Origin of the sequence: Emticicia aquatilis, from assembly GCF_014644295.1 — a bacterium.
Classification (GTDB): domain Bacteria; phylum Bacteroidota; class Bacteroidia; order Cytophagales; family Spirosomataceae; genus Emticicia; species Emticicia aquatilis.
This window is the reverse complement of the sequence record NZ_BMKK01000009.1, coordinates 62,265-89,219: the sequence shown is the minus strand read 5'-3', so window position 1 is coordinate 89,219 and position 26,955 is coordinate 62,265. Positions and strand designations below refer to the sequence as shown.

Annotated in this window: 14 protein-coding genes; 8 read left to right on the top strand and 6 right to left on the bottom strand. The window is 38.3% G+C overall.

From position 1 onward, the window contains the following. Positions 1-217: 217 nt before the first annotated feature. From IEX65_RS19800 to IEX65_RS19790, 3 genes are all read right to left on the bottom strand, one after another. The gene (locus IEX65_RS19800) at positions 218-3,565 is read right to left on the bottom strand and encodes a VCBS repeat-containing protein (RefSeq protein WP_188768615.1); all 3,348 of its coding nucleotides are present in this window, start codon (positions 3,563-3,565) and stop codon (positions 218-220) included. A gap of 181 nt (positions 3,566-3,746) precedes the next feature. Next, a complete protein-coding gene (locus IEX65_RS19795) occupies positions 3,747-5,603 on the bottom strand; it encodes a RagB/SusD family nutrient uptake outer membrane protein (RefSeq protein ID WP_188768613.1) in 1,857 nt (618 codons plus the stop codon). Positions 5,604-5,614: 11 nt separating this feature from the next. Continuing rightward, positions 5,615-8,806, bottom strand: coding sequence for a SusC/RagA family TonB-linked outer membrane protein (locus IEX65_RS19790; RefSeq protein WP_188768610.1), 3,192 nt, complete (start codon positions 8,804-8,806; stop codon positions 5,615-5,617). A 745-nt stretch (positions 8,807-9,551) separates the two neighbouring features. Between IEX65_RS19790 and IEX65_RS19785 the strand changes: the two genes are divergently transcribed. From IEX65_RS19785 to IEX65_RS19765, 5 genes are all read left to right on the top strand, one after another. Then, positions 9,552-12,749, top strand: coding sequence for a SusC/RagA family TonB-linked outer membrane protein (locus IEX65_RS19785; RefSeq protein ID WP_188768608.1), 3,198 nt, complete (start codon positions 9,552-9,554; stop codon positions 12,747-12,749). 14 nt (positions 12,750-12,763) lie between these two features. Beyond that, the gene (locus IEX65_RS19780; protein WP_188768607.1) at positions 12,764-14,647 is read left to right on the top strand and encodes a RagB/SusD family nutrient uptake outer membrane protein; all 1,884 of its coding nucleotides are present in this window, start codon (positions 12,764-12,766) and stop codon (positions 14,645-14,647) included. Positions 14,648-14,786: 139 nt separating this feature from the next. Beyond that, on the top strand, positions 14,787-16,127 hold the full coding sequence (locus IEX65_RS19775) for a vanadium-dependent haloperoxidase (RefSeq protein ID WP_188768604.1): 1,341 nt from the start codon (positions 14,787-14,789) through the stop codon (positions 16,125-16,127). Then, a complete protein-coding gene (locus IEX65_RS19770; RefSeq protein ID WP_229250799.1) occupies positions 16,124-17,854 on the top strand; it encodes a CRTAC1 family protein in 1,731 nt (576 codons plus the stop codon). Before IEX65_RS19775 ends, IEX65_RS19770 begins: the two co-directional genes overlap by 4 nt. Before the next feature lie 68 nt (positions 17,855-17,922). Next, positions 17,923-18,933, top strand: coding sequence for a LacI family DNA-binding transcriptional regulator (locus tag IEX65_RS19765; RefSeq protein WP_188768600.1), 1,011 nt, complete (start codon positions 17,923-17,925; stop codon positions 18,931-18,933). A 38-nt stretch (positions 18,934-18,971) separates the two neighbouring features. Here the strand turns inward: IEX65_RS19765 and ppk1 are convergent, their stop codons facing one another. The 3 genes from ppk1 to IEX65_RS19750 form a co-directional block, all read right to left on the bottom strand. After that, positions 18,972-21,266: a polyphosphate kinase 1 gene (ppk1, locus tag IEX65_RS19760; protein WP_188768598.1), complete on the bottom strand. Its 2,295-nt coding sequence runs from the start codon at positions 21,264-21,266 to the stop codon at positions 18,972-18,974. A 136-nt stretch (positions 21,267-21,402) separates the two neighbouring features. After that, positions 21,403-22,221, bottom strand: coding sequence for a leucine-rich repeat domain-containing protein (locus IEX65_RS19755; protein ID WP_188768596.1), 819 nt, complete (start codon positions 22,219-22,221; stop codon positions 21,403-21,405). 11 nt (positions 22,222-22,232) lie between these two features. Further along, positions 22,233-24,149 (bottom strand): Kelch repeat-containing protein, encoded by a 1,917-nt coding sequence (locus IEX65_RS19750; RefSeq protein ID WP_188768592.1) that lies wholly within the window; start codon positions 24,147-24,149, stop codon positions 22,233-22,235. Positions 24,150-24,650: 501 nt separating this feature from the next. Here IEX65_RS19750 and IEX65_RS19745 point away from each other — a divergent pair. The 3 genes from IEX65_RS19745 (at position 24,651) to IEX65_RS19735 (ending at position 26,912) form a co-directional block, all read left to right on the top strand. Then, positions 24,651-25,430 carry a transglutaminase domain-containing protein gene (locus IEX65_RS19745; protein ID WP_188768590.1) on the top strand — a complete coding sequence of 260 codons (780 nt, stop codon included), beginning with the start codon at positions 24,651-24,653 and terminating at the stop codon, positions 25,428-25,430. A 136-nt stretch (positions 25,431-25,566) separates the two neighbouring features. Next, positions 25,567-26,499, top strand: a complete 933-nt coding sequence (locus tag IEX65_RS19740; RefSeq protein ID WP_188768587.1) for an outer membrane protein assembly factor BamD — start codon at positions 25,567-25,569, stop codon at positions 26,497-26,499. 107 nt (positions 26,500-26,606) lie between these two features. Next, positions 26,607-26,912, top strand: coding sequence for a DNA-directed RNA polymerase subunit omega (locus IEX65_RS19735; RefSeq protein WP_188768585.1), 306 nt, complete (start codon positions 26,607-26,609; stop codon positions 26,910-26,912). Positions 26,913-26,955 lie beyond the last annotated feature (43 nt).

The window sequence follows — 26,955 nt, the reverse complement described above, 5'->3', positions numbered from 1 at the left end:
GGGGCTTCTATAAAGTTTTGTTAACTTAATCACTTTTGATTCTTTCTACTAATATCAAAAATAATATTTTTTTGAATAAATTATAGATAAAATTTTGAAAAACAGTCAAATAACTATCAGTGCAATCGTTTGAATAGTCTTATTCTCGCCTATAATATGGTATTGCAAAGGTTTGCACATAATTTGTAAAATTCTAAGAAAGTATATAATGTTTTTCTTATAATTTGGTTTTAAATGCTCGGATGCCCTGCTGGTTGATTCCGAATAAAATATGGTTTTTAATTGATAAAGCAGAGCGTACATCGCCTTGTAAATTAAAACCTGATTGACGTTGAGGAATACTCACGAATTGCCCTTTTCCATCGCCCTTGAGCAATAGCCCGTAGTTGGCATCATATTTGCCAAATTTCAGACGAGCTTTATTCAAATTACCACACATGATAAGGTCTTTTTTGCCATCTTGGTCGTAATCAGTAATTGTAATTGTATAAATCGGTGCAAACTGAACCTCAATCGGGAGTGCTTTTTCTTCAAACTTTCCTTGGGCATTTTGTGTTAAAAGGACTGTTTTTAAATAGTTTGTTTCCAGTTTTTTAGCATCTTTTAGTTCATCTTCGCCAAAAACATCAGTCAAGGTTGCATTTGAGTAACTATCATAAGACGTAAATTTTGGTCGTTTGGTTGGTACTTGCTCCAATAATTCGTCACGAGTCAAATATGGATAACTTTTTCCCTGAATATAAGTACACAAAATTGGGTCGATGCTACCATTATCGTCGAAGTCTTTGTAGTAAAGTTCGGTAGGTTGTTTATCGCTTACTTTACACTGACTATTCAGCCCTAAATTACCAACTAATAAGTCGGGCGAACCATCGCCATTGAGGTCTTCAACTGTCAGTTTATTCCACCATCCTGATAGTTTACGGTCAAAATAATTTTCGGTTTTATCTGTCAGTTTACCTTCGGTAACTTCAAAAACTGTTATTGGCATCCATTCACCAACAACTACTAACTCTTGTTTTTTATCTTTATTCAAATCAACAAAAGCGGCATCTGTTACCATACCGATGTTTTTTAATTCTTCTGGTGTGTTGTCTTTGAATCGTGGCGACGAACCGTTTCCTTTACCATCATTGATTAACACATAACTACGTGGAATGTTTGGATATTTGCCCACCGAAACTCTACCACCCACAAAAAGGTCAGGTTTTGAATCGCCATTGATGTCGGTTACTCGTACACAACCTGTGCTTGTAAGCATAGCAGGTAGGGCAGAAGCACTAAGTTGGAAATCGCCTTTGCCGTTATTCAAGAAAAGTTGGTCTTGTAGATTTGGGTCATTTTCGGTGAAATTTCCGTAGCCACCGTGAGCCACATAAATATCTTGAAAGCCATCGCCGTTGGCATCAAAGAAAACAGCATCACTCACATCTGCATTAGGATTTGAAGGAAACGGTTTCTTTGTAAATTGTAATGACGAGCCATTCGATTGAATATAAAGTTCGCTGTTTTTGCCATAACTTCCACCTACAAAAACATCTTCAAGACCATCGTTGTTGACATCACCTTTGGCCATTACTGGACTTATATAAGATTGAGAGTTGGTCAACAAAATTTGTCTTTTGAAATCATTATAAGTCGTTTTATTCTGAACCGATATGATTGGAGAAGTTACTTCCGTGAAAATTGTATTACTCTGAATGCCTAAATTTGCTTTATTCGTAGCATTTTTTTCTTCTAAAACTAAAGTTTGATTAGGTTGGACGTTGGTCAAAACTTGACTTTTATCGCTATTCCAAATAACTTTTATTGAGTCGATTTTAGCATTTTTACCCAAACCGAAATTCAACGTAAAACTCACATTCGATTGAAAACCACGAGTAGGCATTTGCTCTTGATATTGACTTTTTCCTTGAGCATATAGATAAACTTTGGCACCAATACCCATTTTATTACCGTTTTCACCGTTGAGTTTTACTTTCAAAAACTGATTGCCAAGTTTATTGTTGGCTTCGTTTTGGTAGATAAATGCAGGTGAATTAATATTATTGACCACTAAATCTAAATCTCCGTCATTATCTAAATCGGCATAAGCCGCTCCGCTACTATTCGACTGCTCGCCCAAGCCCCAATTGGTAGTTTGGTCTTTGAAGCTGAGTTGACCATTATTTCTGAAAATGTAGTTTTTTACATTGGATGAAGGCATTTTTTGAACCAATTCAAGTACATCGGTTCGTTGGAAACCACCTTGTTTGGTAGCCATGAAATCGTCCATGTATTTCAAGAAATCAAGGTTGGTATAATCGTGCAGATACCCGTTCGTGATGTATAAGTCTTTCAAACCGTCGTTGTCATAATCGGCAAAAAGGGCAGCCCAACTCCAGTCTGTATTGGAAATACCCGAAACTTGCCCAATTTCGCTAAATGTGCCGTTTCCGTTATTGAGTTGGAGCATATTTCGCATATATTGGTGATGAAACCCTGACCTTACACTCAAATCAAACTTATCATAATTATCGGGTGCCATCAATAATTTCTGACGACGATTATCTTCAGGAAGCATATCAAGTGTGAAAATGTCGGGTAAGAGGTCATTGTTAATGTCGGCTACATCATTTCCCATCGAGAAATTAGAGGTATGGCCGAGTTGTTCGTTGCTTACTTCCTTGAAAGTTCCGTTTTTATTATTAATGTATAACCTATCAGGTACGGCATAATCATTACTCACATAAATATCTGGCCAGCCATCTTGATTAAAATCTGCGATTCCCGCCCCAAGCCCATAAGATAAAGCCGAACTTTGGATACCTGCTTGGCGAGTAATATCTCTGAAAAAACCTTTATCATTTTTATAAAATCTCGAACCACTTACGGCATCATCTTGCTTGATGAGTGCTGCCGTACGGGCTTCGTCAAGAACAGGCAGCGACTTGATATTATGATTGAGTAAAAACATATCTAAGTCACCATCTTTGTCGGCATCGAAGAAGTAAGCATTAGTACTTGATGCTGGACTATCAAGTCCATATTGTTTGGCTTGTTCAATAAACTTAGGAATACCATTAGCATCATTACCTTGATTGACGAATAACTCATTGGCTTTTTTTTCAGGCATGAGGTTGCCCGAGTGGCACACATAAATATCAAGTTTTCCGTCGGCGTTTATATCTACCATCGTAGTACCTGTTTTCCAAGGGCCTTCACGACCTGCAACACCTGCTGGGGTTGTTATGTCTTTAAATTGCATCTTGCTTTTATTCAGATACAATTTGTTTTGCTGCATGTTGCTCGTAAAGTAGAGGTCTTCGAGGCCATCGCCATTTACATCGCCAACCGCTACACCTCCACCATTATAGAAGTATTCATACATCAATACATTGGTGTTTAGGCCTTCGTTAATGACATTCTGAAAATCGACGTTGGTTTTATCGGGAAAAAGTAACGTAAATATGGGTTCTTGTTTTTCACCTTCATCTTCATCTTCGGTTACCTCTGATGACGACTTATTACAGCTTGTAATGAATACACTTATTAATAATAGGTATGCGATTGTAGAGATTTTCATTTTTTAGGTCAATAGTCTCCGAATGGGAGAATAAAAAGTGGGGTTGATATTTGCTTTATTGTAAAAGAAAACAAATATACAAAGATGTGTTATGATAGAAAGAATTGAATTATGAAATAGAAAAAATGGGTAGCTAAAAGTATTACTACCTTCAACTACCCATTTTGATTCAAAACGTATATTAGTAACCAGGGTTTTGTACCAGTTTACTATTTCTATTCATTTCATCTCGATGAATTGGTAAGAAATAAATTTTGTCATCCCAGTTACGATTTTCTTTGCCTGGGTCAATTTTACCTACTGTGAAAGAATAATCGTAGTTGCTTGGGTCATACTTATATGTCGAAACAGTTTTACCTGCTTTAAGTGTGCCTTTTACAACAATGATACTTGCCTTACGGCCGAGCGTGGTTGGGGCAATCATCCAACGGCGGGCATCGTGGTAACGTTGTTCTTCAAAGACCATCTCAATACGACGCTCATTGCGATAACGTTGACGAAGTGCATCGCCCGATTCAGTGATAGCTGGCATACCTGCACGGAAACGAATTTGGTTTAACCATTTTCTGGCTTCGGCATCTTCGCCAAGTTCGATACATGCTTCAGCGTAGTTAAACATTGCTTCAGTATAACGTAAGAACGGCCAAGGAATTTGTTGCCACGAGTTTTGGTCAACTAAACCTGGGTTAGGGTCAGTAAACTTACGCATATAATAACCAGTGTAGCTACCATTCCAGTCTTCGATGCTACTCTTACGAGTATCTAAACCAAAGTGTGTTTTCTTTGCTCCACCCGAGATAACTTCGTATTCACCAGTTTGGATTTGGTTGGCAGGGTCAAGCGGAGCTGCACTTGCTGAACGTGGTTTCCAAGGAGAACCTTCGTATAAGACAGATGCTTTTAAGCGTGGGTCACGGTTATCGTAAGGGCTTTTTGCCAATTCTGGTTTAGTCCAATCGAATTTCGAGCCATCCATCATTTCATAATCATCAATCAATTCTTGGATTGGAGTGTTTCCAGCCCAGTTATTGTAGCCATTAGGGCCATTGAAAAGTCCAACACGACCACCATCTTCGTTTTTGCTTTGGATAAAATAACGTCCAAAAATGATTTCGTTTTGTCCCCCATTACGAGCAAGCGATTGGTTTATGTAGTTAGTTGTACCTTGGTCGGCAGTTGCAGGTGCAGTTAAGCCTAATTGAAATCCGTATCCCGAAAGGTCAAGCACTGCTTTTGCAGCAGCTTTTGCTTTTTGCCAACGTTCAGTACGGCTACCCGATACATAGCCCATCAACTCAGGCTTTCCGAAAGATGCCATTGCTTTAGATTTTGCTTTAGCCGTTGGCACATCATATAAGTCACTGGCAGCATAAATTAGCATACGTGATTTAAGAGCTAATGCCGCAGCTTTTGTAGCACGACCTTTTTGTAGTGATTTGCCATCAAGTAGAGTAGCTGCTTCGTCGAGGTCTTTTACTATGAAGTTTAGACATTCCTCAAAAGTATTACGAGGTGTCAAGAAATCTGCATCAGTTAATGCAAAAGCCTTATCAACGATTGGCACACCACCATAATAACGCACCAATTGGTGGTAATAATAAGCACGCATAAACTTAGTTTCGCCAATAAGTCGCTCAACGATATTACCTGTATTAGGGAATTGTGGTTTTGCTAAGTTAGCGAGAGCTAAATTACAAGCTCTGATTCTTGAGTACATATTCACCCAACTTAAAGTACCGTTAATCCAACCTGGGTCAGCAGGATTACTTCTACCTTCTGTAACAGTTGTTATACCTCTACCTGGGTGTGTAAAAATTGTTTCGTCAGTTAATGAAGCAAGCATTTGCTCATTGAAACCGCCCACACCTAAGCCTCCGTACAATTCGCTTACAAAGGCTTCGGCCAAAGAAGCATCGCCCCATACTACCTCTTGCGAGAGTTGGTCGAGCGGTTTAGTATCTACAAAGTCATCGTTACAACTAATCGTAAAAAACGAAACTGTAAAGAATGACAAAATTATTTTTTTATACATTTTCATTTTTCTAATAATTAAAATTTAACGTTTAAGCCTAAGTTAAGAACTCTTGATTGAGGATAATATTGACCAGTTGTACTTGCTGTTTCTGGGTCAAATACTTTCAATTTGTCAATCGTAAATAAATTGATACCACTTGCGTAGAGTCTCATGCTGCTAAAACCAACTTTTTTGCCGATTACTTCAGGAATCGTATAGCCTAATTCGAAGTTTTTCAAACGCATATAATCTGTGCTTCTCAACCAATAAGTGTTTCCACCCGAAAAATATTGGTCAGAACGGTTAGCGATACGTGGGTGTACATCGCTTGGATTGTCAATCGTCCAACGATTTTGATAGATGTCAAGCAAATAGTTACCGATATTACCCATTTCACCAGCACTTACATATTGTTTTGCACCTGCTGCACCTTGAATCAAGATAGTGAGGTCAAAGTTTTTGTATTGAGCACCGAGATTGATACCTCCTTGGAAAAGCGGAAGTGTAGTATTATCAGTTCTTACTTGGTCGTCAGGTGTGATTTTGCCATCACCGTTGTAATCTTTATACTTCATGTCGCCAGGGCGGAGTTCTTTTACGATAGCCGAATAATCAATACCACGAGCATCAATAGCAGCTTGGTCTTTGAATACACCATCATAAAGGTAAGCCATGAAAGTATTCATCGGGCGGCCAGTTGTGCGTTGCCATTCTGGAGCACCTGGAGCTTCATCCCAGAATTCGATTCGGTTTTTAGAATAACCACCGTTTACACTTACATTATACTTAAATTCGCCAGCTTGTCCACGGTAGCCAACATTAAAGTCAAATCCACGGTTTGATACTTCACCAATGTTTTGAGCAGGAAGTGTAATACCTGTCGATTGTGGTACCGAAGCATTTTTAAACCAAAGGATTTTTGAACGGTAGTTGTAGAAATAATCAAACTCGAAGTTGATTTTTCCGTTAAATAATTGACCTTCTAAACCAACGTTTGAGTTAGAGGCAACTTCCCAAGTAATGTTTTCGTTAGGAAGACGAGTCTCAAATAATGTTTTTTGCTCTGCATCACCTAAGATATAACTACGGAAACCGTAAGTTGACAAGTATTGGTATGTTGCAGGAGTAGAAGAGTTAGGAAGGTTCACTTGGTCGTTTCCAAGTTGTCCCCACGAACCTCTCAATTTCAAGAAACTGATTGCTGGAATTTCTTTCATGAATTTTTCTTCAGAAAGTACCCAACCTGCCATTACACCTGGGAAGAAACCATAGCGAGTTGCTTTAGGGAAACGGTCAGAACCATCATATCTCCACAAAAACTCAACTAAGTATTTTTCTTTGAGGTTATAAGCCACACGACCAAAATAGTTGATACGTGCAGTTTCAAATCCACCACCACCGTTGTTTCTTTCGAGGTCGCCACCCGCAAACATTTGGTCGAGAGCAGGAGAGATGAAATAACGACGATAAGCATTGAAGTTATTTCCTTCGATAGTTTCAGTGTTTGTTCCTGCCAATACCGTTAAGCCATGATTACCAAATTTACGCTCATAAGTAGCAACTCCACCGAGCAAGATATTCAATTGGTCATCGAATGATTGTGTTAAGTTTGGCTCAGCTGGACCTCTCTTGCTCGCAACTAACTTAGGTGTTGTACCATCAGCCTCGAAGCCAGAGCCTTGTTGATAAAGTGTCCACGGAATTTGCCATAATTTTCTTGTTCCCAATCTTTTGTCGATAGCGGCAGTTCCTGTAAATTTCAAACCTTGTACCCACGGAATTTTAATATCGAGTGAGCCATTTGTTTGGATATAGTCTTGTTTCTGACGGTCATAACCCGATAGACTTGTAGTGATTACAACTGGGTTTTCGCCGTTTTCGATATCAGGACCCGGAAGACCGTTTGGCCAATAAGCTTGTTGTTGTGGTTTTCCACGCATCTGCATTCTGAAGATAGCAGCAGCCGAACGAGTAGGGTAGTTGCGAGCTTCTTCACGGCCTAAGATACCTACGTTGAGGTCGATGTACTTATTGATTTTTGCATCAATATTAAAGCGAATATCATATTGTTGATAAGCCGTGGCTGAGTTTTTGTAGAAACCATCTTGATTTTGGTAGCCAATCGAAGCCAGATATTTTACGTTTTCTGTACCACCCGTAACTTGTAAATTATGCTGAGTTTGAGGCGACCACGGTTTCAATGTAGCTTTGTACCAATCAGTATTTGGGTGAAGCCAAGGGTCAGAGCCATCAGAGTATTGTTGAATATCTTTAGGCGTAAAAGGAGCTTTTCTGATTGTTCCGTCAGGACGAGTGTACGAACCCGTCGATTTGTAGGCCGAGTTAGCAGCAGCCCATTCGCTCACAGGCAAACCATAAATATCAAGGTCATTGAGCATACTCACGTACTGAGCTGCATTGGCCAATTTAGGGATTACGGTAGGTTGTGCGAAACCTTGGTTAGCCGAATACGAAACTTGTGGTTTTCCAGTTTTTCCACGTTTGGTAGTAATCAAGATAACACCATTGGCAGCACGAGAACCGTAGATAGCTGCCGAAGCATCTTTCAAAACTGAAACACTTTCGATGTCGTTTGGATTAATACGGTCAAGACCACCCGCACGGTTCGGGATACCATCAACTACAATAAGGGCATCTCCATTGTTGAGGGTATTTGAGCCACGAATACGAATTGCCGAACCATCGGCACCAGGCTCACCACTTCTGTTCACTGCCACAACACCAGCCATACGACCAGCGATTGAGTTACTTAAGTTTACGGTTGGCGACTTGATTAATTCAGAACCTTTTACTGATGCAACCGAACCAGTAATGGTTTCTTTTTTCTGTACGCCATAACCTACGACCACCACTTCGCCCAAAGTCTTTGTGTCAGATTTCATACCAACGTTTATGGTAGTACGGTTTCCAACCGCAACCTCTTGTGGCTCATAGCCCACAATACTGAAAACCAATACCGCTTTGCTGTCTGCAACAGTGAGGGTATAGTCGCCATTAGCATCTGTTGTCGTGCCTTTTTGAGTGCCTTTGATGAGAATACTCACCCCTGGAAGTGCTTCTCCTTTTTCCGAATCGGTTACTTTTCCCGATACTTTTTGTTCAAGTATTTTACCTGAACTGGGACCAGCAAAAACGTTAGGAACTGACAAAGCACCTACTGCCCCGAGCAACAAGACAAAGATACTCCGTAGAGTAAATTTTTTCATAGAAGATTTAGTTAAAAGGTTAATAGACGTTTAAGATTAAAATTCGATTAAAATTAAATTAATTTTTTTTAATAATAGAATTGAAATAATTAACACTATTGAAGAAAAAAGGCTTAGTTATGCGTTTTTTTGGAAAAATATGGGCTAAATCTTATAATTTTTGATTTGCAATCGTTTGCACAAAATTTCAATATTTGATTAAAATATTATACTTTTCTAATAATTTTAAGAGCGTATCAAATTGAGATTAGGATGCCAAAGTTGCTTGTCAATTTTGGTTTTTAAGGGCTTTCTTAAAGAGAGTTTTAAGAAGAAAAAAATGCCTAAGAAAATACTCAACGAATTATCTATTGTTGCCTATATTCTCAAAATTTAAGCGATTGTTCGAAGATGCTTTAAATATTGGAAAAATTAATGAAAAACTTAAATCTGTGCAAACCTTTGCACGCTGGTATGTTGCTCTAAATGACAACTTTCAAACGTTTGCACAAGACATCACTTGTTAATTTAATATGAATAGTACAAATCTATATTGTATAGTTTATATGATTATTGCAATTTGCACTGAAGAAACCTAATATTTATGAAACTTCTGCATTGTTCAAGGCGATTTTCAATTCGCACAAAAACGCATACCTAATCAATTCAATAACATGGCTCGCTTGTTCAATATCGAATCTCCTCGCTTCGATAATCGTATTGTTTTAACCTTAAAATCAAAATTTAAACCTACAAAACTAAAATTATGATTATTTCTACTCGGTGTATTCATCCCAATAGGAAAGTGAATTTCTTGTTGTTGATGTTTATTTTTACAATCTTTACTAATGCCATCGCCCAGAACGTCAAGGGTAAAATCGCTGACGATAAAGGGCAAGGCTTACCCGGCGTAAGCGTGTTGGTGAAGGGAACAAACGTTGGTAGCATCTCTGACGTTAATGGCGAATACTCTATTGCGGCAGGAAAAAACGCTACATTAGTTGTTTCGTATATTGGTTTCGTTACACAAGAAGTTGCCGTAAATGGCCGCTCAGTGCTTGACATCGCTCTCGAAACTGATACAAAAGCCCTCAGCGAAGTAGTTGTTGTAGGTTACGGTACACAGAAAAAAGTAACCGTTACGGGTGCCGTCGTACAAGTACAAGGCGAAAAATTAATCAAGTCGCCAGCAACTGATATTTCAAACTCTTTGGCTGGTCGTCTCCCAGGTTTGGTTGTTATCCAAACAAGTGGTGAGCCAGGTAATGACGGTGCGAAAATCTCAATTCGTGGTACAAATACACTCGGAAACAGCAGCCCATTGGTAGTTATTGATGGTATTCCTGACCGTGATGGTGGTTTGGGTCGTTTAAGCCCGCGTGATATTGAGTCTATCTCAGTATTGAAAGATGCTTCGGCAGCCATCTATGGTGCAAGAGCTGCCAATGGTGCAATCTTGGTAACTACTAAACGTGGTAAGTCAGGCAAGCCGACAATCACTTATGATTTCAACCAAGGTTTTTCGCAACCAGCGAGAGTTCCTCAAATGGCCAATGCTTCGGAGTATGCTGCCATTATGAATGAATTGCCGATTTACAAATCAATTCCTGCGGGCGAATGGTCTGCTGCTTGGCAAGCAATCAAAACAACGGGTGTTTATAAATCACCAACGGCGGGCGTTAGCTCATTGAGTGCCAATTATAGCCCAGAAGCTGTAAAAGGATACGCAACAGGCAATAACCCTTGGTTATATCCAGATACTGATTGGTTTGGCGATGCCTTCAAAACTTGGTCGCCACAAGCACGTCATAACTTACAATTATCAGGTGGAACTGAGGCCGTAAAGTATATGGCTTCATTGGGTTATGTAAACCAAGATGCTTACTACAAAAACTCAGCAACCAACTATCAGCAATATAACTTCCGTACAAACCTTGATGCAAAAGTGAATAAGTATATCAATACTAATTTAGGCATTATGGTTAGAAGAGAAGACCGCAAATATCCAACTGAAGATGCGGGTGCAATTTTCAGAATGTTGATGCGTGGCCGTCCGACTGAGCCAGAAGTTTGGCCAAACGGAATGCCAGGCCCAGATATTGAAAATGGTCAAAACCCTTACGTAATTACTACTAATGCGACTGGTTATAAGCAATCTCCAACCGATTATATCCAAGCAAATGGTGGGGTGAATATCACTAACCCTTGGATTGAAGGTTTGAAATTATCATTATCAGCAGCGATTGATAGAACAAGCGGAACAACTAAAACTTGGCAAACGCCGTGGTCGTTGTATTATTGGGACAAAAAGACTTTTGAAGCAGATGGCGTAACTCCAAAACTCGAAGGTGCTATTCGTTCAAACTTCAAAGACCCACGCCTAACGCAAGAATATCGCTCAGTATTGAATACCAACTTGAGTGCAGCTTTAACTTACGACAAAAAAATCGGTGCTAATAATAATATATCGGCATTGGTTGGTGTAACGAAAGAGGTTTTCAAAGGCGATAACTTCAGTGCTTTCCGTAGAAACTACATCTCGCCAGCAATTGACCAAATCTTTGCGGGTGGTTCGCTTCAACAAAGTACAGGTGGTAGTGCATATAACAGAGCTCGTTTAGGTTACTACGGCCGTTTGCAATATAACTACAAAGAAAAATACCTCATCGAAGGTATCTACCGTTACGATGGTTCGTACATCTTCCCTGAAGCTAAGAGATTCGGTTTCTTTCCAGGTTTATTGGTGGGTTGGAATCTTACTAACGAAAGCTTCTTTAAAGTACCGGGCATCGACTACTTAAAACTCCGTGCATCGTATGGCCAAATGGGTAACGACCAAGTATTCTACAACAACCAGTTGCAAGAATATGCGTTCTTATCAACTTATGGCTTTGGACAGTATCCAATCAACAACCAAGTGGTTACGACTTTGAGAGAAACGGTGTTGGCAAACCCTAACTTTACTTGGGAAAGAGCCAATAACTATAACGTAGGTTTAGATGGTACTTTCTTGAATGGAAAAATTGATGCGACTTTAGAATATTTCTATAACCGTCGTGACCAAATCTTGATTCAGAAAACAGGTTCAACTCCATCATCATCAGGTATTAACTCATTGTTGCCTCCCGTAAATGCTGGAAAAGTTGATAATCGTGGTTTTGAGTTCAACATCGGCTATAACGGAAAAGCGAGCCAAGACCTTACTTTCAGAGCGGCCATCAATGGTGGTTATGCTAAAAATAGAGTGGTATTTATGGATGAAATTCCAGGAGCACCAAGCTATCAATTACAAGAAGGTAAGCCAATCAATGGTTATTTAGTGTATAAATCAGATGGTGTATTTAAGGATGCTGCATCCATTGACGCTAACAAAATTGACTATTCGGCCGTAACATCAAAACTTATCCCAGGCGATATGAAATTTGTTGATTACAACGGTGATGGCAAAATTACGGGTGACGATAGAGTTAGATTAGATAAAAACGATACGCCTACATTTAACTTTGGAGCAACCCTTGATTTCAGATACAAAAGTTTCGACCTTAATATCTTGTTCCAAGGTGCAGCGGGTGCAGCTATTCGTATTCAAACAGAATCGGGTGACATCGGTAACTTCTTGAAATATTCTTACGATAATCGTTGGTCAATTGATAATCCGAGCAGCGAACACCCTCGTTTGGCGAGTAGAGGTGATACCTATTATACAGGTGGAAACTACGGAAACAACACTTACTATTTATTTAGCAAAGATTATATCCGTTTGAAAAACTTAGAATTAGGTTATACTTTACCTACAAAATTGACAGATAGAGTAAAACTCGGAACCGTGAGAGTTTATGTAAATGGCTTAAACTTATTTACAATCGACAAGATGAAAGTTTATGACCCAGAAGCAACAGCTCAAAGTGGTGTTTACTACCCTCAGTCTCGTGTAATCAACACAGGTTTAACTTTATCATTCTAAATCTAAATTAAAATATGAAGAATATTAAAATAAAAGCAAGCCTGTTTGCAATCTTAATGGCATTTGCTTTATCGTGCGACAAGGATTTTTTAAATACAAAGCCACTTGATAAAATCTCAAGTGCAGCTACTTGGGGCGATGGAGCCTTGTCAGAGGCCTTCATTTTCAATGTTTACTCGTTTTTGGGATATGGCGGTTTTGAAGAGCAAGCTCTTGCCGCCTATACTGATGAGGCGATGTTTACGCACGCTGGACGTAATATCAATACTTTTACCGAAGGAACCGAAAGCCCAAATAACTTAGGTTGGGAAAGTGATACTTACAAATGGAGTACTATGTATTTGGCTATCAGACAAGCAAACGTAGCACTTGAAAATCTTCCAAAAGCTACATTTACTGATGCGGTTTTGAAAGATAAACTCATGGGTGAAGCGTATTTCTTGCGTGCTTATTACTACCACCAATTACTTCGTTTTTATGGCGGTGTACCTTTGATTAGCAAGGCTTATGGCTTAGATGAAGACTATTCTGCTCCACGTAATACCTACGATGAGTGCGTGAAATTTATCGTAAGCGACCTTGACAATGCGTCGAAATTATTAGATGGAAAGCCAAATATTGCAGGTAGAGCATCAAAATTAGCAGCGATGTCGCTTAAAGCTCGTGTATTACTTTATGCGGCCAGTGACTTGCACGATGGGCCAACCGTTAAAGCTAAATCAAGCATTTTGGGTAGCTATCCAAACCTTGATTTGATTGCTTATCCATCAGGCGACCGTGCTGCAAGATGGAATGCCGCCAAAGTTGCTGCCAAAGCTGCTTTAGATGCAGGTGTTGGTTATAAAATGGCTTTATCGGCTCCAGTATCGGCCGAAGAAGGCAGAAACAACTATATGTCGATTGCTCTTGGTGGACAAAGTGCTGTTGGCGACCCATCAGCCGCAGTTGAGTTGATTTTCCAACGTACGCATACGGCTCTTTATACGCAAGAAGACAACTGGCCTTTGGGTGGTATTCACTATGGTATCAATAACGGCCCGAATGGGTATCATAACTGGGCTGGTAACACACCAATCCAAAACTTAGTGGATGATTACGAAATGATGGACGGCTCGAAATTCGATTGGTCAAAGAAAGAACACAAAACTGCTCCTTATGATAACCGTGACCCACGTTTCTATGCAACCGTGTTATATGATGGTGCAACATGGAAACCAAGACCATCGGATGTGGCGGGTTTAGACCCTGCTAACCAAATTCAAACTGGTTATTATGATGATGGGAAAGGTGGAAGAATCAACGGTATCGACACTCGTGAGTCTGCTATTGAAAACTGGAATGGTAGCCGTACGCACTACTATACTCGTAAGTTTATCGACCCAAATCCAGCTTTAGCAGATAACCAATCATCAGCACAAGTAATTCCGTGGCCATTTATTCGCTATACAGAATTAGCTCTTAGCTATGCTGAGGCTTGTATCGAAACTGGCGATGAGGCAGAAGCCCTTAAATGGATTAACCGAATCAGATTCAGAGCAGGTATGCCAGCCGTGGCTGATAAAGGTACTGCATTGCGTGATAGATTACGTAACGAACGCCGAATTGAGCTGGTATATGAAGAACACCGCTATCATGATGCACGTCGTTGGATGATTCCTGCAACTACTGTTGGTCGTGGTATCAAATCAATCAATGTTGATGCTAAACTTAAAGCAGGTGCAAAAGCTCCAGCTATCTACAAATACGATAAATCATTGTATGATTATACTTATACCGTAGAAGATAATACATCGAACGAAACCCGTAAGTGGACTGACAAAATGTATTATCGAGCTTTAAGTCGTGATGAAGTAAAACGAAATACGAAATTAGTTCAGAATCCAGGTCACGAACAATAATCGTCATTCATTCAAACGACAGTAATTTAAAAATCTACCTCTTTGTGGGGTAGATTTTTAAATTTTAAAGCAATTTTATAAAGAATTGCTTAATTTTCAGCATTAATACTAACCGACTCAAATCCCTAATGAGTTTCCTATGAAAAAAAGTTTACCGAAATCTATTATTGTCTTAGTTTTTATAATCGGTACGCTCCTTAGTTGCAAAAAAGATATTGTGTTGGATGAGCAAGACTTAGCAACTAAATGGGCCGATATGACCCTTTTTATTACCAAAAACACTCCTTCAAATTCACCTACTTATGCGTCTCGATGCTTAGGTTATATCGGATTGACGATGTACGAATCTTTTGTATATGCCGATTCTTCGTATCAGTCACTTACTGGTCAACTCGATGGTCTTGATAGTTTGCCAAAGCCCAACCCAACCATAAAATACGATTGGAAACTCGCTCTAAATGCCGCCCAAGCCTCAATCCTTAAAAATATTTATAATCAAACTTCTGACCAAAATAAGCTAAAAATAGACTCTCTGGAGAAAACCATTTTTGAATACTATACAAAAAATAAAGAAGATAAAGCACTGATAGAAAGGTCAGTAAGTTTTGGAAAAGAAGTAGCTAAAGTGATTTTTGAATGGTCGAAAACCGATGGTGGATACCGTGGCTATTTACGAAATTTTGATAAGAAAATGGTCTATCCAAACCACTTAGGTTCGTGGAAACCACCACTTTACGGACAGTCGTTTAGTCATTATCCGCTTCAACCACATTGGGGCGAAAACCGAACATTCTTAATCTCAAATCATCAAATTCCCGACCCTAAACCCATACCTTACGATACTTTACCCAACTCGGCTTATTACAAGCAATTTTTAGCAGTTTATAATCAAGAAAAAAGCCTTACCCAAGCTCAGAAAGAAGCTGCTATTTGGTGGGGAGACGACCCCGACGAAACTTTTACACCACCGGGGCATTCGTATTATTTGGCAACTTTAGTAATCAAAAAAGCCAAACCAAATCTAATGAAGTGTGTCGAAACCTACGCCAAAGTTGGCTTAGGAGTAGCCGATGCCTTTACCAATTGTTGGAAGTGGAAATATAAGTTTTTTACCGAACGCCCCAACACATTTATTCCTCAGTACATTGATAAATTTTGGGAGTCATTTTGGCCTGACCCTCCGTTTCCAGCTTTTCCGTCGGGTCATGCTATTCAAGCGGCTTCAACCGCAACTATTTTGAGTAGTTTGTATGGAGAAAAATTTTCATTTACTGATGATGCCCACGTAGGTCGGAAGCGTGATGAACTGCGAAATGTAGATTTTAAAGCCCGTCATTTTGAGTCTTTTTGGCAAGTAGCCGAAGAAACCGCCAAGTCTCGTTTCTATGGAGGTATTCACGTTCCGCAAGATAACGAAGCAGGCTTAGAAAAAGGGAAGGTTGTGGCAGAAAACATTATTCAATTGAAATGGAAGAAATGAAGAATATTAAATTTATAGTCGTTGCCAATGCGGGTTTTCAACTCAAATCACTTAACTTGATTGGGTTTTTAACTTATATTTTAGTCTTTTGTGGTAGTTATTCATTCGCTCAAACACCTTTCAAAGACATCACTGAGCAAGCTGGAATCAAACACCAATTTAAGGTTTTTGAAGGGTTTTTAGGTGGTGGAGCTTGTGTTTTAGATATTAATAATGATGGCTTTGATGATATTTATTTGGCAGGTGGCATGGCCGACGATGTGCTGTATTTGAATAACAAAAAAGGGGGATTTACAAATATCTACGAAAAATCTGGTCTTATTGACACTAAAAAATTTATTACACAAGGTGCTGCCGCAGCCGATGTAAATCGAGATGGATTCGTAGATTTATACATCACTACCATTACTTCAAAAGGGCAAAAGAAGATTATTCCAAGAGCCATTAATTTATTGTATTTGAATAATGGCAACAATACTTTTCGTGATGCAACGGCCGAATTTGGACTCGGAAAACTAAACTCTTTTAGCACTGGAGCAAGTTTTGGCGATTTCAATGCCGACGGCTATCCTGACCTTTATGTTGGAAATTATTTTACCGAATACCCTGGCGACCTCAGCACTATCAACGACGCCATGATTGTAAGTGCCAATCAGATTACGGAAGGATATTTGTTACTCAACGAAAAAGGGAAATCGTTTAAGAATGTTTATAAAGATTATGGACTGAGCCACAAAGGTTTTGGATTTGGTGGACTTTTCACTGATTTCGATAACGATGGCGACCAAGACCTTTTCGTAAACCATGATTTTGGTTACAAACGCACGCCCGATTTATTGTTTAAGAATGAATACCCGTGGCATGAGTTTAGAGATGTGAGCAAGGAAACTGCAATGGATTTGAAGATAAATTCAATGGCTTCGGCGGTGGGTGACTATAATAACGATGGTTGGATGGATTACTTCATTACCAACATTCGTTTCAATAAGTTTATGGTCAATAATGGCGTAGGAAAGCCATTTGTTGAGAAATCCCGTGAAGTTGGCTTAGGATTTATCACGATTAGTTGGGGGGCAAATTTTGCTGATTTCGACCATGACGGCGACCTCGATTTATTCGTAGCCAACGGAGATTTGAACCCAAATTGTGTACCGATGGGCGACTATTATTTGGAGAATATCAACGGAAGATTTGAAGAAAAAGGCCGTTTGATGGGTGTAAGCGATTACGGAATTGGTCGAGGTTCGATTGTTTTTGATTTAGAAAACGATGGCGATTTAGATATTCTGGTTGTCAATCAAGAACCGATTTTGACGGGCTATCCAGTTGCTTCAACTACCCATTTGTTTCGCAATGATTCGGCCAAAGGAAATTGGATAAAAATTGCACTTAAAGGTGTTGATGCTGAGTCGCACGGCTTGGCTTCGAGGGTAGAAATTGTAGTTGATGGGAAACACCAAATCAGAGAAATAGATGGGGGAGGGTCGAGTCATCTTTCACAGAATGCCACCTTTGCTCATTTTGGCGTAGGCAATGCCACCCAAATCGACGAAATAATTGTGCATTGGACAGGAGGAGAAAAACAAGTCTTGAAAAATCAGAAAGTTAATCAGACGATTACAATTACCGAAGAAAAACATTTTGCGATTTGGTCAATATTGAAATGGATTTTATTAGCTTTGGGACTTTTGGCAGGAGTTTGGTATTTCTGGCGAAGAAATAAGTGATTTTCCTTTAAAACTGCTAAATCCTTTAACATTTATAACCCTAACTAAATTTATAACGACTTGCTTTTATGCAAAGACATCAAGCCACCATCAAAGAAATAGCCCAAAAATTGGGTGTTTCCATTTCAACGGTTTCGAGGGCTTTACAGAATAACACTCGAATTGGCCTTCGTACACGAGAGCGAGTATGGGAGTTGGCAAAAACAATGCACTATGTGCCAAATCCAGCTGCTATTTTCTTAAAAAAGAATCGTACATACACCATTGGTGTTCTACTTCCGTACTTGCAAGAAGAGTTTTTTTCGATGGCTATTTCGGGTATCGAAGATGTAGCTTTGGAGAAAGGTTATAACGTTGTTGTGAGCCAATCAAGAGATAAGTTTGATAGAGAAGAAAAGGCTCTCAAATCGTTTCTAAGCAGCCGAGTAGATGGGGTAATTGCCTCAGTAGCTGCCGAAACAAATAATTACAGCCATTTTAAAGAAGTAGAGCATTTCGGAACCCCACTTGTCTTCTTTGACCGTGTGCCACGCAATCTTGAGGCCAATAAAGTGCGTTGTAGTATTACCGATGGTGCTTTTGAAGCAATTGAATATTTGATAAATAGTGGTGTTAAGAGAATAGCTCTTTTAAATGGCCCATCGAATTTGGAAGTGTGCGATGAACGCCTAAATGGCTATCTGACTGCCATCAAAAAGTTTAATCTTGAAACCTCACCTAAGTACATAAAATCAACCGATTTATCGAAAGATGATACAATGGTAAAAATGGAGGAACTCTTGGCTCTGCCAGAACCTCCTGAAGCTATTCTGACTTTCAACGATTATTTGGCACTTTATGCGATGCAAGTTTGCAAGCAAAAGGGGCTTGTACCCAACAAAGATATTCTGTTCGTAAGTTTTGCCAATCTGCCTATGACATTTTATTTAGATAATCCTCCGTTGGCCTCAGTCGAGCAATTTGCTTACAATATGGGTATAAAAGCAACAGAACTACTGATAAATATCATCGAAAATCCATCCGAAGAAATGCCACCGTATCAAGAAATTGTGATGGGTACGAAGCTAATTGTGCATTAAAAAAGGAGTTGGATTCTGAAATCCAACTCCTTTTTTACTCAGTTTTCAACCTCGCTTGTTTCTATTTCTTCAACTACTTTTGGTTCGGTATCGAACAATACGATTGGTTCGTTGTCTTGTCCTGTTACTTCAAAGAAGCGTTGGTGAATATCAAAAGGCTGTTCTTCTGATGAAAGAGAGCAAACTACCCGCTTATAGGTGCCATCTTCTTGAAGCTCATAAGCGTTTACATTATCTCGAAGATTATAGTCTAAGATGTGCATCACTTGGCGTTTTATATCTTCATCAACAATTTCAAATAGAGACTCAATACGTTTATCAAAACTTCTCACCATAATATCAGCACTGCCACCATAGAGCTTTGTTTGGTTATTATTATGGAAATAGAAGATGCGTGCGTGTTCGAGGAAAAGCCCAACGATTGAGCGTACGGTGATGTTTTCGCTTAATCCTTTTCTACCTGGGCGTAAACAACAAATACCTCTCACAATCAATTTTATTTTTACACCTGCTTGAGAAGCCTTGTAAAGTTCGTTAATTACGTGTTGGTCTTCGAGTGAGTTAAGCTTGATACAAATACCGCTTGGCAAGCCATTTTGAGCATTTGTGGCCTCATTGCGAATCATCTCAATGAGTTTATTACGCATATCACGAGGCGACGTAATTAAGTTATGATAATCGGCAGGCTGTGAATGACCCGTAATTACATTGAAAAACTCCGAAATATCCTTCGTGTAAGTCGGATTACTTGTTAGCAAGCCAATATCTGTATAAAGTCTTGCCGTATCTTCATTGTAATTTCCACTCGCTAAGTGAGCATATTGGGTAACTTTATTTCCTTCTTTTCTTACAATCAACATGAGTTTGGTATGGGTTTTATACCAACCAATACCATAAATCACAAAGCAACCCGCACGTTGAAGTCGGTCAGCTTCACGGATATTGTTTTCTTCGTCGAAACGAGCTTTAATTTCAAACAAAACCGATACGTGTTTGCCATTTTCAGCCGCTTTCAGAAGGGCTTGTGTTACACGAGATTTTTTAGCCAAACGATAGATGGTAAGTTTAATAGCCAAAACATCTGGGTCTTCGGCAGCTTTTTCGATAAGTTGTAAAACTGGCTCAAAATTGTTGTATGGATGATGCAACAATAAGTCTTTTTCACGAATTACCTCAAAAATATCAGCGTTTTTATCTCGCAATCTCGGATGAACGATTGGCGGATGCACTGGTTTAATATCTTCTTGAAACTCTGGATGACGAATAATTTGCCATAAACAAGTATAATCTATAAGGTACTCATCAAAAAAGATATTGTATTTGTCAATCTCGAAACGCTTTTGGAGCATCGTAAGCATCCACTCATTTGGATTGGGTTCAATTTCCATGTGAACCACTCGTCCTAAACGGCGACTTTTAATTTTTTGCTTGATTTCGTCCACGAAGTCTGCTTCAATATCATCAGATTCTTCGAGGGTAAAATCTCCATTCCTTACGATGCGAAACAGATTAACCGATTGAATTTCTATGTTTCGATATAGTTTCTTTATTTCGTGTCGAACGATTTCTTCGATTGGTAAAAACAAAATTTCTTCTCCACGCTCAATCGTAAAAAATCTTGGGAGATTTCCTGGAATCTGAACAAATGAAAGTTTTTTGTTTTCGCTATCGTCGGGAAAGAGTGTTGAACGATTAGCATCAGTTACGACCCCAAAAATCAACGTTTTAGCAATCAAAACAGGGAAAGCATGGGTGTGGTCGAAAAGCATTGGCGTAAGCATCGGATAAACAGTATTATCGAAGTACGCAATGGTTTCTTCTAACTCGGCAGGAGAAAGCTCGCTGATTTTTACGATTTTAAACTTATAATCAGAAAAAAGCGGAGTGAGTTCTTCCTTAAAAATTCTATCTTGTTCCTGACAAAATTGCTTAACCGAGAGCATGAGAGCTTTCCGGAAAGGAATTTCACGCAAACCAGAATAGTCGATACGCTCTTTATTGAAGTCAAGATAATTGTAAAGACTGCCCAAACGAACCGTGAAGAACTCATCAAGATTAGACGCTGTAATGGCCAAAAACTTCAATCTTTCAAATAGATTAAGGTCTTTTTCACGAGTTTGGTCAAGAACTCGCTCGTTGAATTTGAGCCAACTTAAATCACGACTCAGGTAATTCGACTGTTCAATGCTATCAGCATAGCGGTTGATTTTAGAATCTTCTGCAATGCCTTTCGATTCGTTGGCTTTATTACTTGGGACTAATCCATTTAAAAAAGAAAAAAGGCTACTTTTCGAGCCTTTGTCATTGGGGGTATTTTTTATGCTTTCTTCCATCGCTCGACAACAAAATGTGTTCTGCGAAATAAGTCAAAAATGGCGTAAAATTCAAGTATTTAACAATAATTTAACGATATAACCTCACAAAAAGAGCCAATTCTAATGCTAATTTAATGAAAGATTAGGTTAAATCTCAATCACAAGTCGAATAAGAAGTTTTACTATCAATTAATGCCGTGTTATTTACAAACATTGGTTGTATTTTTTTCGGAATAGTAATTTTTGCGATATTATTCGACGAACAAATGAGTTTGAGAATTTCGGTATTATTACATAAGTCAAGCGTTGATAATGAATTGTTCGATACATCTAAATAACGTAGCTTAGTGTTTTTACTCAAATCAATTGTTGTGAGTTTATTGCTGTTGCATTTCAACTCAGCAAGAGCTTGATTATTGATTAGGCTAATGCTTTTGATTTGATTATTTGATAAATAAAGCAATGAAAGTCTTGTAGCCGCATCAACTGATACCGTCACCAATAAGTTATTATTGGCATTTAGGGCATATAACTGCTTACTCGGAATGGATAAATCTTTTAATTGATTATTAACACAATTAAATGCCGCCAAATTGAGATTTTTGCTTAAATCAATATTAGTAAGAAGATTTGATGAACAATCTAACGATTCCAAAGCAGTATTCTGACTTACATCAAGATTTGTTAGCTGATTTAACGAACAATCTAAATAAGTAAGGGATTTAAAGCCTTCAATACCACTCAATGATTTTATTTGTAAGTTCGGAACGCTCAAAACTTTAACGTCTTCGGCATCAGACCTTTTTATTTGACCATTAATAGTGCTGTCAGAGTCAATTTTTTCTGCAATTAAGGCTTTTTCAAAATTACTATCTTGAATAAGAATAATATTTGGGTCGATTTCTATGGTTCGAGAGCTGCAAGCTACTACAAACACACCAGCTACTAAACAAGAGTAAAAATTTTTTTTCATCTTTTTATATTTTAATTGCAGCCAGATATCTTGGCTTCAAAGGTTGAACCATTATTAGTATTGACTGTCATACCAGGTAGAAATACAATTGATGTGGCGGCATTTACTTTAACTGTCACTGTATTTTCACCGACAGGATTTATTTTATTAATAAGTTTGGCAGATTCATTATTATTGTATTGATAGACTCCGTTCGTAATATCGTTAGAGGGTGACGCAAGAGTTAATTGGGTCGTGGCACATTTATAGACAATTAGCTTGAGCTGTGCCGTGTTTGAAACATACTTAGCCGAATTTTGGTAAGTATAACTCAATAAAACAGTTCCCACAAAGTTGGTGGTTGTTGGTTTAAACCAAACAGTTCCAGTACTGTCAACCGTAAATGTACCACTGGTAGTACTAAGACTCTTCTGGATTCCCGCAAGGTTTATATCAATATCAAATGTGGCATTATTAAATGAGCCTTTGGGTAAGTCATTTGCTTTTATATTACAGGCAATAGAATCTCGGTAAGGTAAAACAAGAGAGTCTGAATTGGCGATTGGTATTAAATTGGGATTATAGCCATCTAAAGAATATCGCCACATGGCTCCTGTAAAGCCCAAAAGGTTATTCGACCCCATACCATATCCGCTAAACATATAAGTATGTGAGCCAGTAGTGAGGTGATTGAGGGTGTTAACTGAAGACCCTGGCATATTAGTAGAATTTTCGATTTTAAGGCCTGCCGAAATAGGAGCTTCGTTAGTTAATGTATCTATTTTGACAACTTCCCAACTACCGTTTGTGGGGTTTACTCGCCAAGTATCTCTTAAAAAATACCAGTATTGTCTTTGCCCGCCAGTCATGTATAGTTTGTTGTCATTACCTACCCAACAATAAGGAGCATTTCTTGAACCTGGGTTAGTTGCAGTTTTAGGCGGGTTTAAAGTGTCATTTCCCGAAATGAGTGTCCATACTTTTGTGGTAGGATTAAACTTCCAAAGGTCACCATATTCATCTGAGCCATGAGATTCGGCATAACCACCATAAATCCATACATTCCCAGAGTTGTCTTTCCAATATCCATAATCAGACCTCGCACGTGGAAAATACTGTGTCCCACCAGTGCCTGGAGTTGTTGGATATACGCCATTGAGACAATTCTTACAATATGAGGCATTTTTGTTACCACTTATAAAAAACCAACTTTTAGTTGTGGTATTAAACATCCATAAATCATTATACGAGAGCGAACCGCTTGGAGAATCAATCGCACCACCATATAACCACATATTATTGTTATCATCAAACCAAGCTCTGGCCCTATATCTGGGACTTGGCTTATCTGGAGAACCTCCATGCTCATCAAAATAAGTGAATTTTTTCGTTTTTGGATTATATTTCCATAAGTCTGACTTTGCATAGGAATCAGACATATTTCTATCGTAATAAAGCCCACCAAATAACCAAATATTTCCATTTTTATCAACCGTAGAAGCCGTCCTGTTTCTTCCTCCAGGATGTGCAATTGTGCTTTCTTTTCCAATAGAGTCAGCTATAGCTTGAGAACCTAAATCAGAAATAAATGCCCATTTTTGTTGAGAAACGTCATATACCCAAAAATCAGAAGAATATTCAGACTCTAAAGAAGCCCCTCCATAAACATAAATTTCATTATTATTGGCTATACCTCCAGCAGCGTGTTCTCTAACCGAAGGTTTAAAGGTACTGCCTAAAGTCCACGGAGTGCCTCGCACGCTTAAAGGCGAGGGTAGAGGACGGGGGTAATTCCAAGCTGCATCACTTACCAAATATCCTGACATCCAAGTCCATTGATTTTGAGAAAAACAATTAAAAGAGATGACCGTAAGAATAATTAAGGGGAAGGTTTTTTTAATTTTTATGCAGGGATATACAGTAAAAGCGTAGCTTTTAAGGTTAATCATTTGCGTTATTAGGAAAGTTAAAGATAACAAGTTAAAAACACGATAAAAATAAACGTAATTCTAAAAAGGTTTATAATTTTCGCAGTTTAACTTATTTTCAGTGAAAAGCTAAGGCAAAGGTAACACTTCTTCAAATTATAAAGTTATTAAGTGGTATTAAAAATACCTTAAAATTGAAAGAAGTACCTATTAAGAATTTGCCTAAAGTCTATTTTGGCAGAATTATTTTTTGCTAAGTGGTAAGCAAACAGATAAGGTTCTTAATTACACTTAAATAAACAACGACAATAATTAAACGTTAGTATTTTAAGGAAGAATTATTTTTTGAAAGTTGTTAGGTCGTTGAAAGGAGTTTGTAGTACGTGTCAGAATATTCTAAAATCTTAGGAATTAATAATAATTTAACATTAAAATGTATATTTCTAATGTATTTTTGAGGTAATGGATAAAAGGATTTCTTCTTCTGAATAATTCCACTATCTTTATCAAAAATAGCCCCCAATGAAATTAAAAGTATCTTGCCAGCTTGATTACGATTGTCCCGATAATGTCCCTTTAGTGATGATGCTTCGCCCGCAAAGTGGGGCTGCTCAACAGGTTTTAGACGAACAATTTTCGCTTTTTCCATTCACAAATTTTACTGAGTATCAAGATATTTATGGTAATCTTTGCCAAAGATTATTGAGTCCGATAGGTAATTTTAAGATTCAAGCTTCTGCACTTGTTGAAACTTCAGAAACAATTGATGTTAATTTTGCTGCTCAAGCAGTTTCGATTGAGCAACTTCCCGATTATAGCTTAATTTATTTATTACCAAGTAGATATTGTGAGTCAGACAGGTTTTTGTATATGGCCGACGAAATCACACAAGCCTATCGAACAGGCTATGAGAAAATCGATGCAATATGCCAGTGGGTACGAAATAATGTAGTTTACGAATATGGTTATAGTTCATCTTCATCATCAGCTTGCGATATTAATTTGAGTCGAATTGGGGTTTGCCGAGATTTTTCTCATCTCTGCATTGCACTTTGTCGAGCCATCAATGTACCTGCTCGTATGGTAGTGGGATATTTGTATGAACTTAACCCCATGGACTTGCACGCATGGTTTGAAGTATATCTCGAAAACCAATGGTTTACATTCGATGCTACACAAGCTCAACCCAAAGGGAATAGGGTCGTATTGGCCTACGGACGTGATGCCAGTGACGTAGCATTTGCCACACAATTTGGTAATATTTACCTCAATGATATGAAAGTATCGGTTGAGCAAGCCTAATTCTCTAACTCGCTTATTTCAAATATCTTAGATTTGAGCCGTTTCAGACCATAAACCACTTATATTTTAATCATTAGAAATAATTAAGCTATAAAATTCGTTACAAAAACGTAGCATTTTTATTATCTTTGCACCCATGTTTTTAAAAAGACCACATATCGCCCTGTTATTTGTTAGTATTTTGATGCTTTCGGCTTGTTCAAGTAAGTTTATGAAGCTTCAAAAGAAAGGTACTACTGATGAGAAATATAAAGCTGCTAATGATTATTATAAAAAAGGTGACTACTACAAAGCAGGCATACTTTTTGAAGAAATCATTCCATTGTTGAAAGGTGACTCTCTCGCCGAAAATGCTCAGTTTTATAATGCTTATGCTCAGTATCAGCAAAAACAATACAGCATGAGTGCTTATTTGTTTAAGAGTTTTTATGCAACTTATGCCAATAGCCCAATGGCAGAAGAGGCATTTTATATGTACGCCAACTCGATGTACAAAGACTCTCCAAACTTTAATCTTGACCAGTCAAGTACGCTTACAGCTATTGATGCTTTACAGACTTTCATTAACTCGTTTCCTGAAAGTAAGTATGCTGAAAGTTGTAACCAAAACTTGAAGGAGTTAAGACATCGTTTGGAAGAAAAAGCTTACGAAAAGGCTAAACTTTATTATAAAACAAGTGGTGTAACGATTGCTAATTTTAAAGCAGCGGTTGTGGCGATTGATAATTTCCAAAAAGATTTTCCAGATTCGGAGTTTATCGAAGAGTTATCATTCCTGAAAGTGCAGTCACAGTATGATTTGGCAGCGGTTAGTTTTGAAAATAAACAAAGGGAACGCTATACAGATGCTTTGAAATTCTATGAAGATTTCATTGATAAATTTCCGAAAAGTAAATATATAAAACAAGCTGAAAAAGTATATGACGGTGCTACTAAAGGGTTAGAAAAAGCCGTAAAATACGAACAAGAAGTAAAAGAATTGAAAGCCAAAGAAGCTGCAAGAGTTGCCAAAGAAAAAGAAGATGCCGCAGCTAAAAAAGATGATAAAGCAGGAAAAAGTAATCCTTGATTTATTACTTATTCGGGTGGTTAGTATCAAAAAGTATAATAGTTAAAATAGATTATAAGTAAACTTAAAATAAAGTTCCTTTGAAAGTAGGGGACAAAAATAAAAATATGGCAGTAAATCCTTCAATCATTGCAAGAGACGTAGATAAATTAGCCGCTAAAACTGGTAATGTCTATGAGTCGGTTTATATTGCATCACAACGTGCCAGACAAGTGGCTGTGAAAACCAAAGAAGAATTGACTCAAAAATTGGGTGAATTTGCTTCAAATATCGACAACTTAGAAGAAATTTTTGAGAACCGTGAGCAAATCGAAATCTCAAGATTCTATGAGCGTCAACCAAAGCCAACTTCAGTAGCATTGGAAGAATTTATTGAAGATAAAGTTGAATACCGTTGGAAAGACGCTGAGTAATTTTTTACAGAAAGAACTTTTTAAGGAAGACTTCACCCCAAAG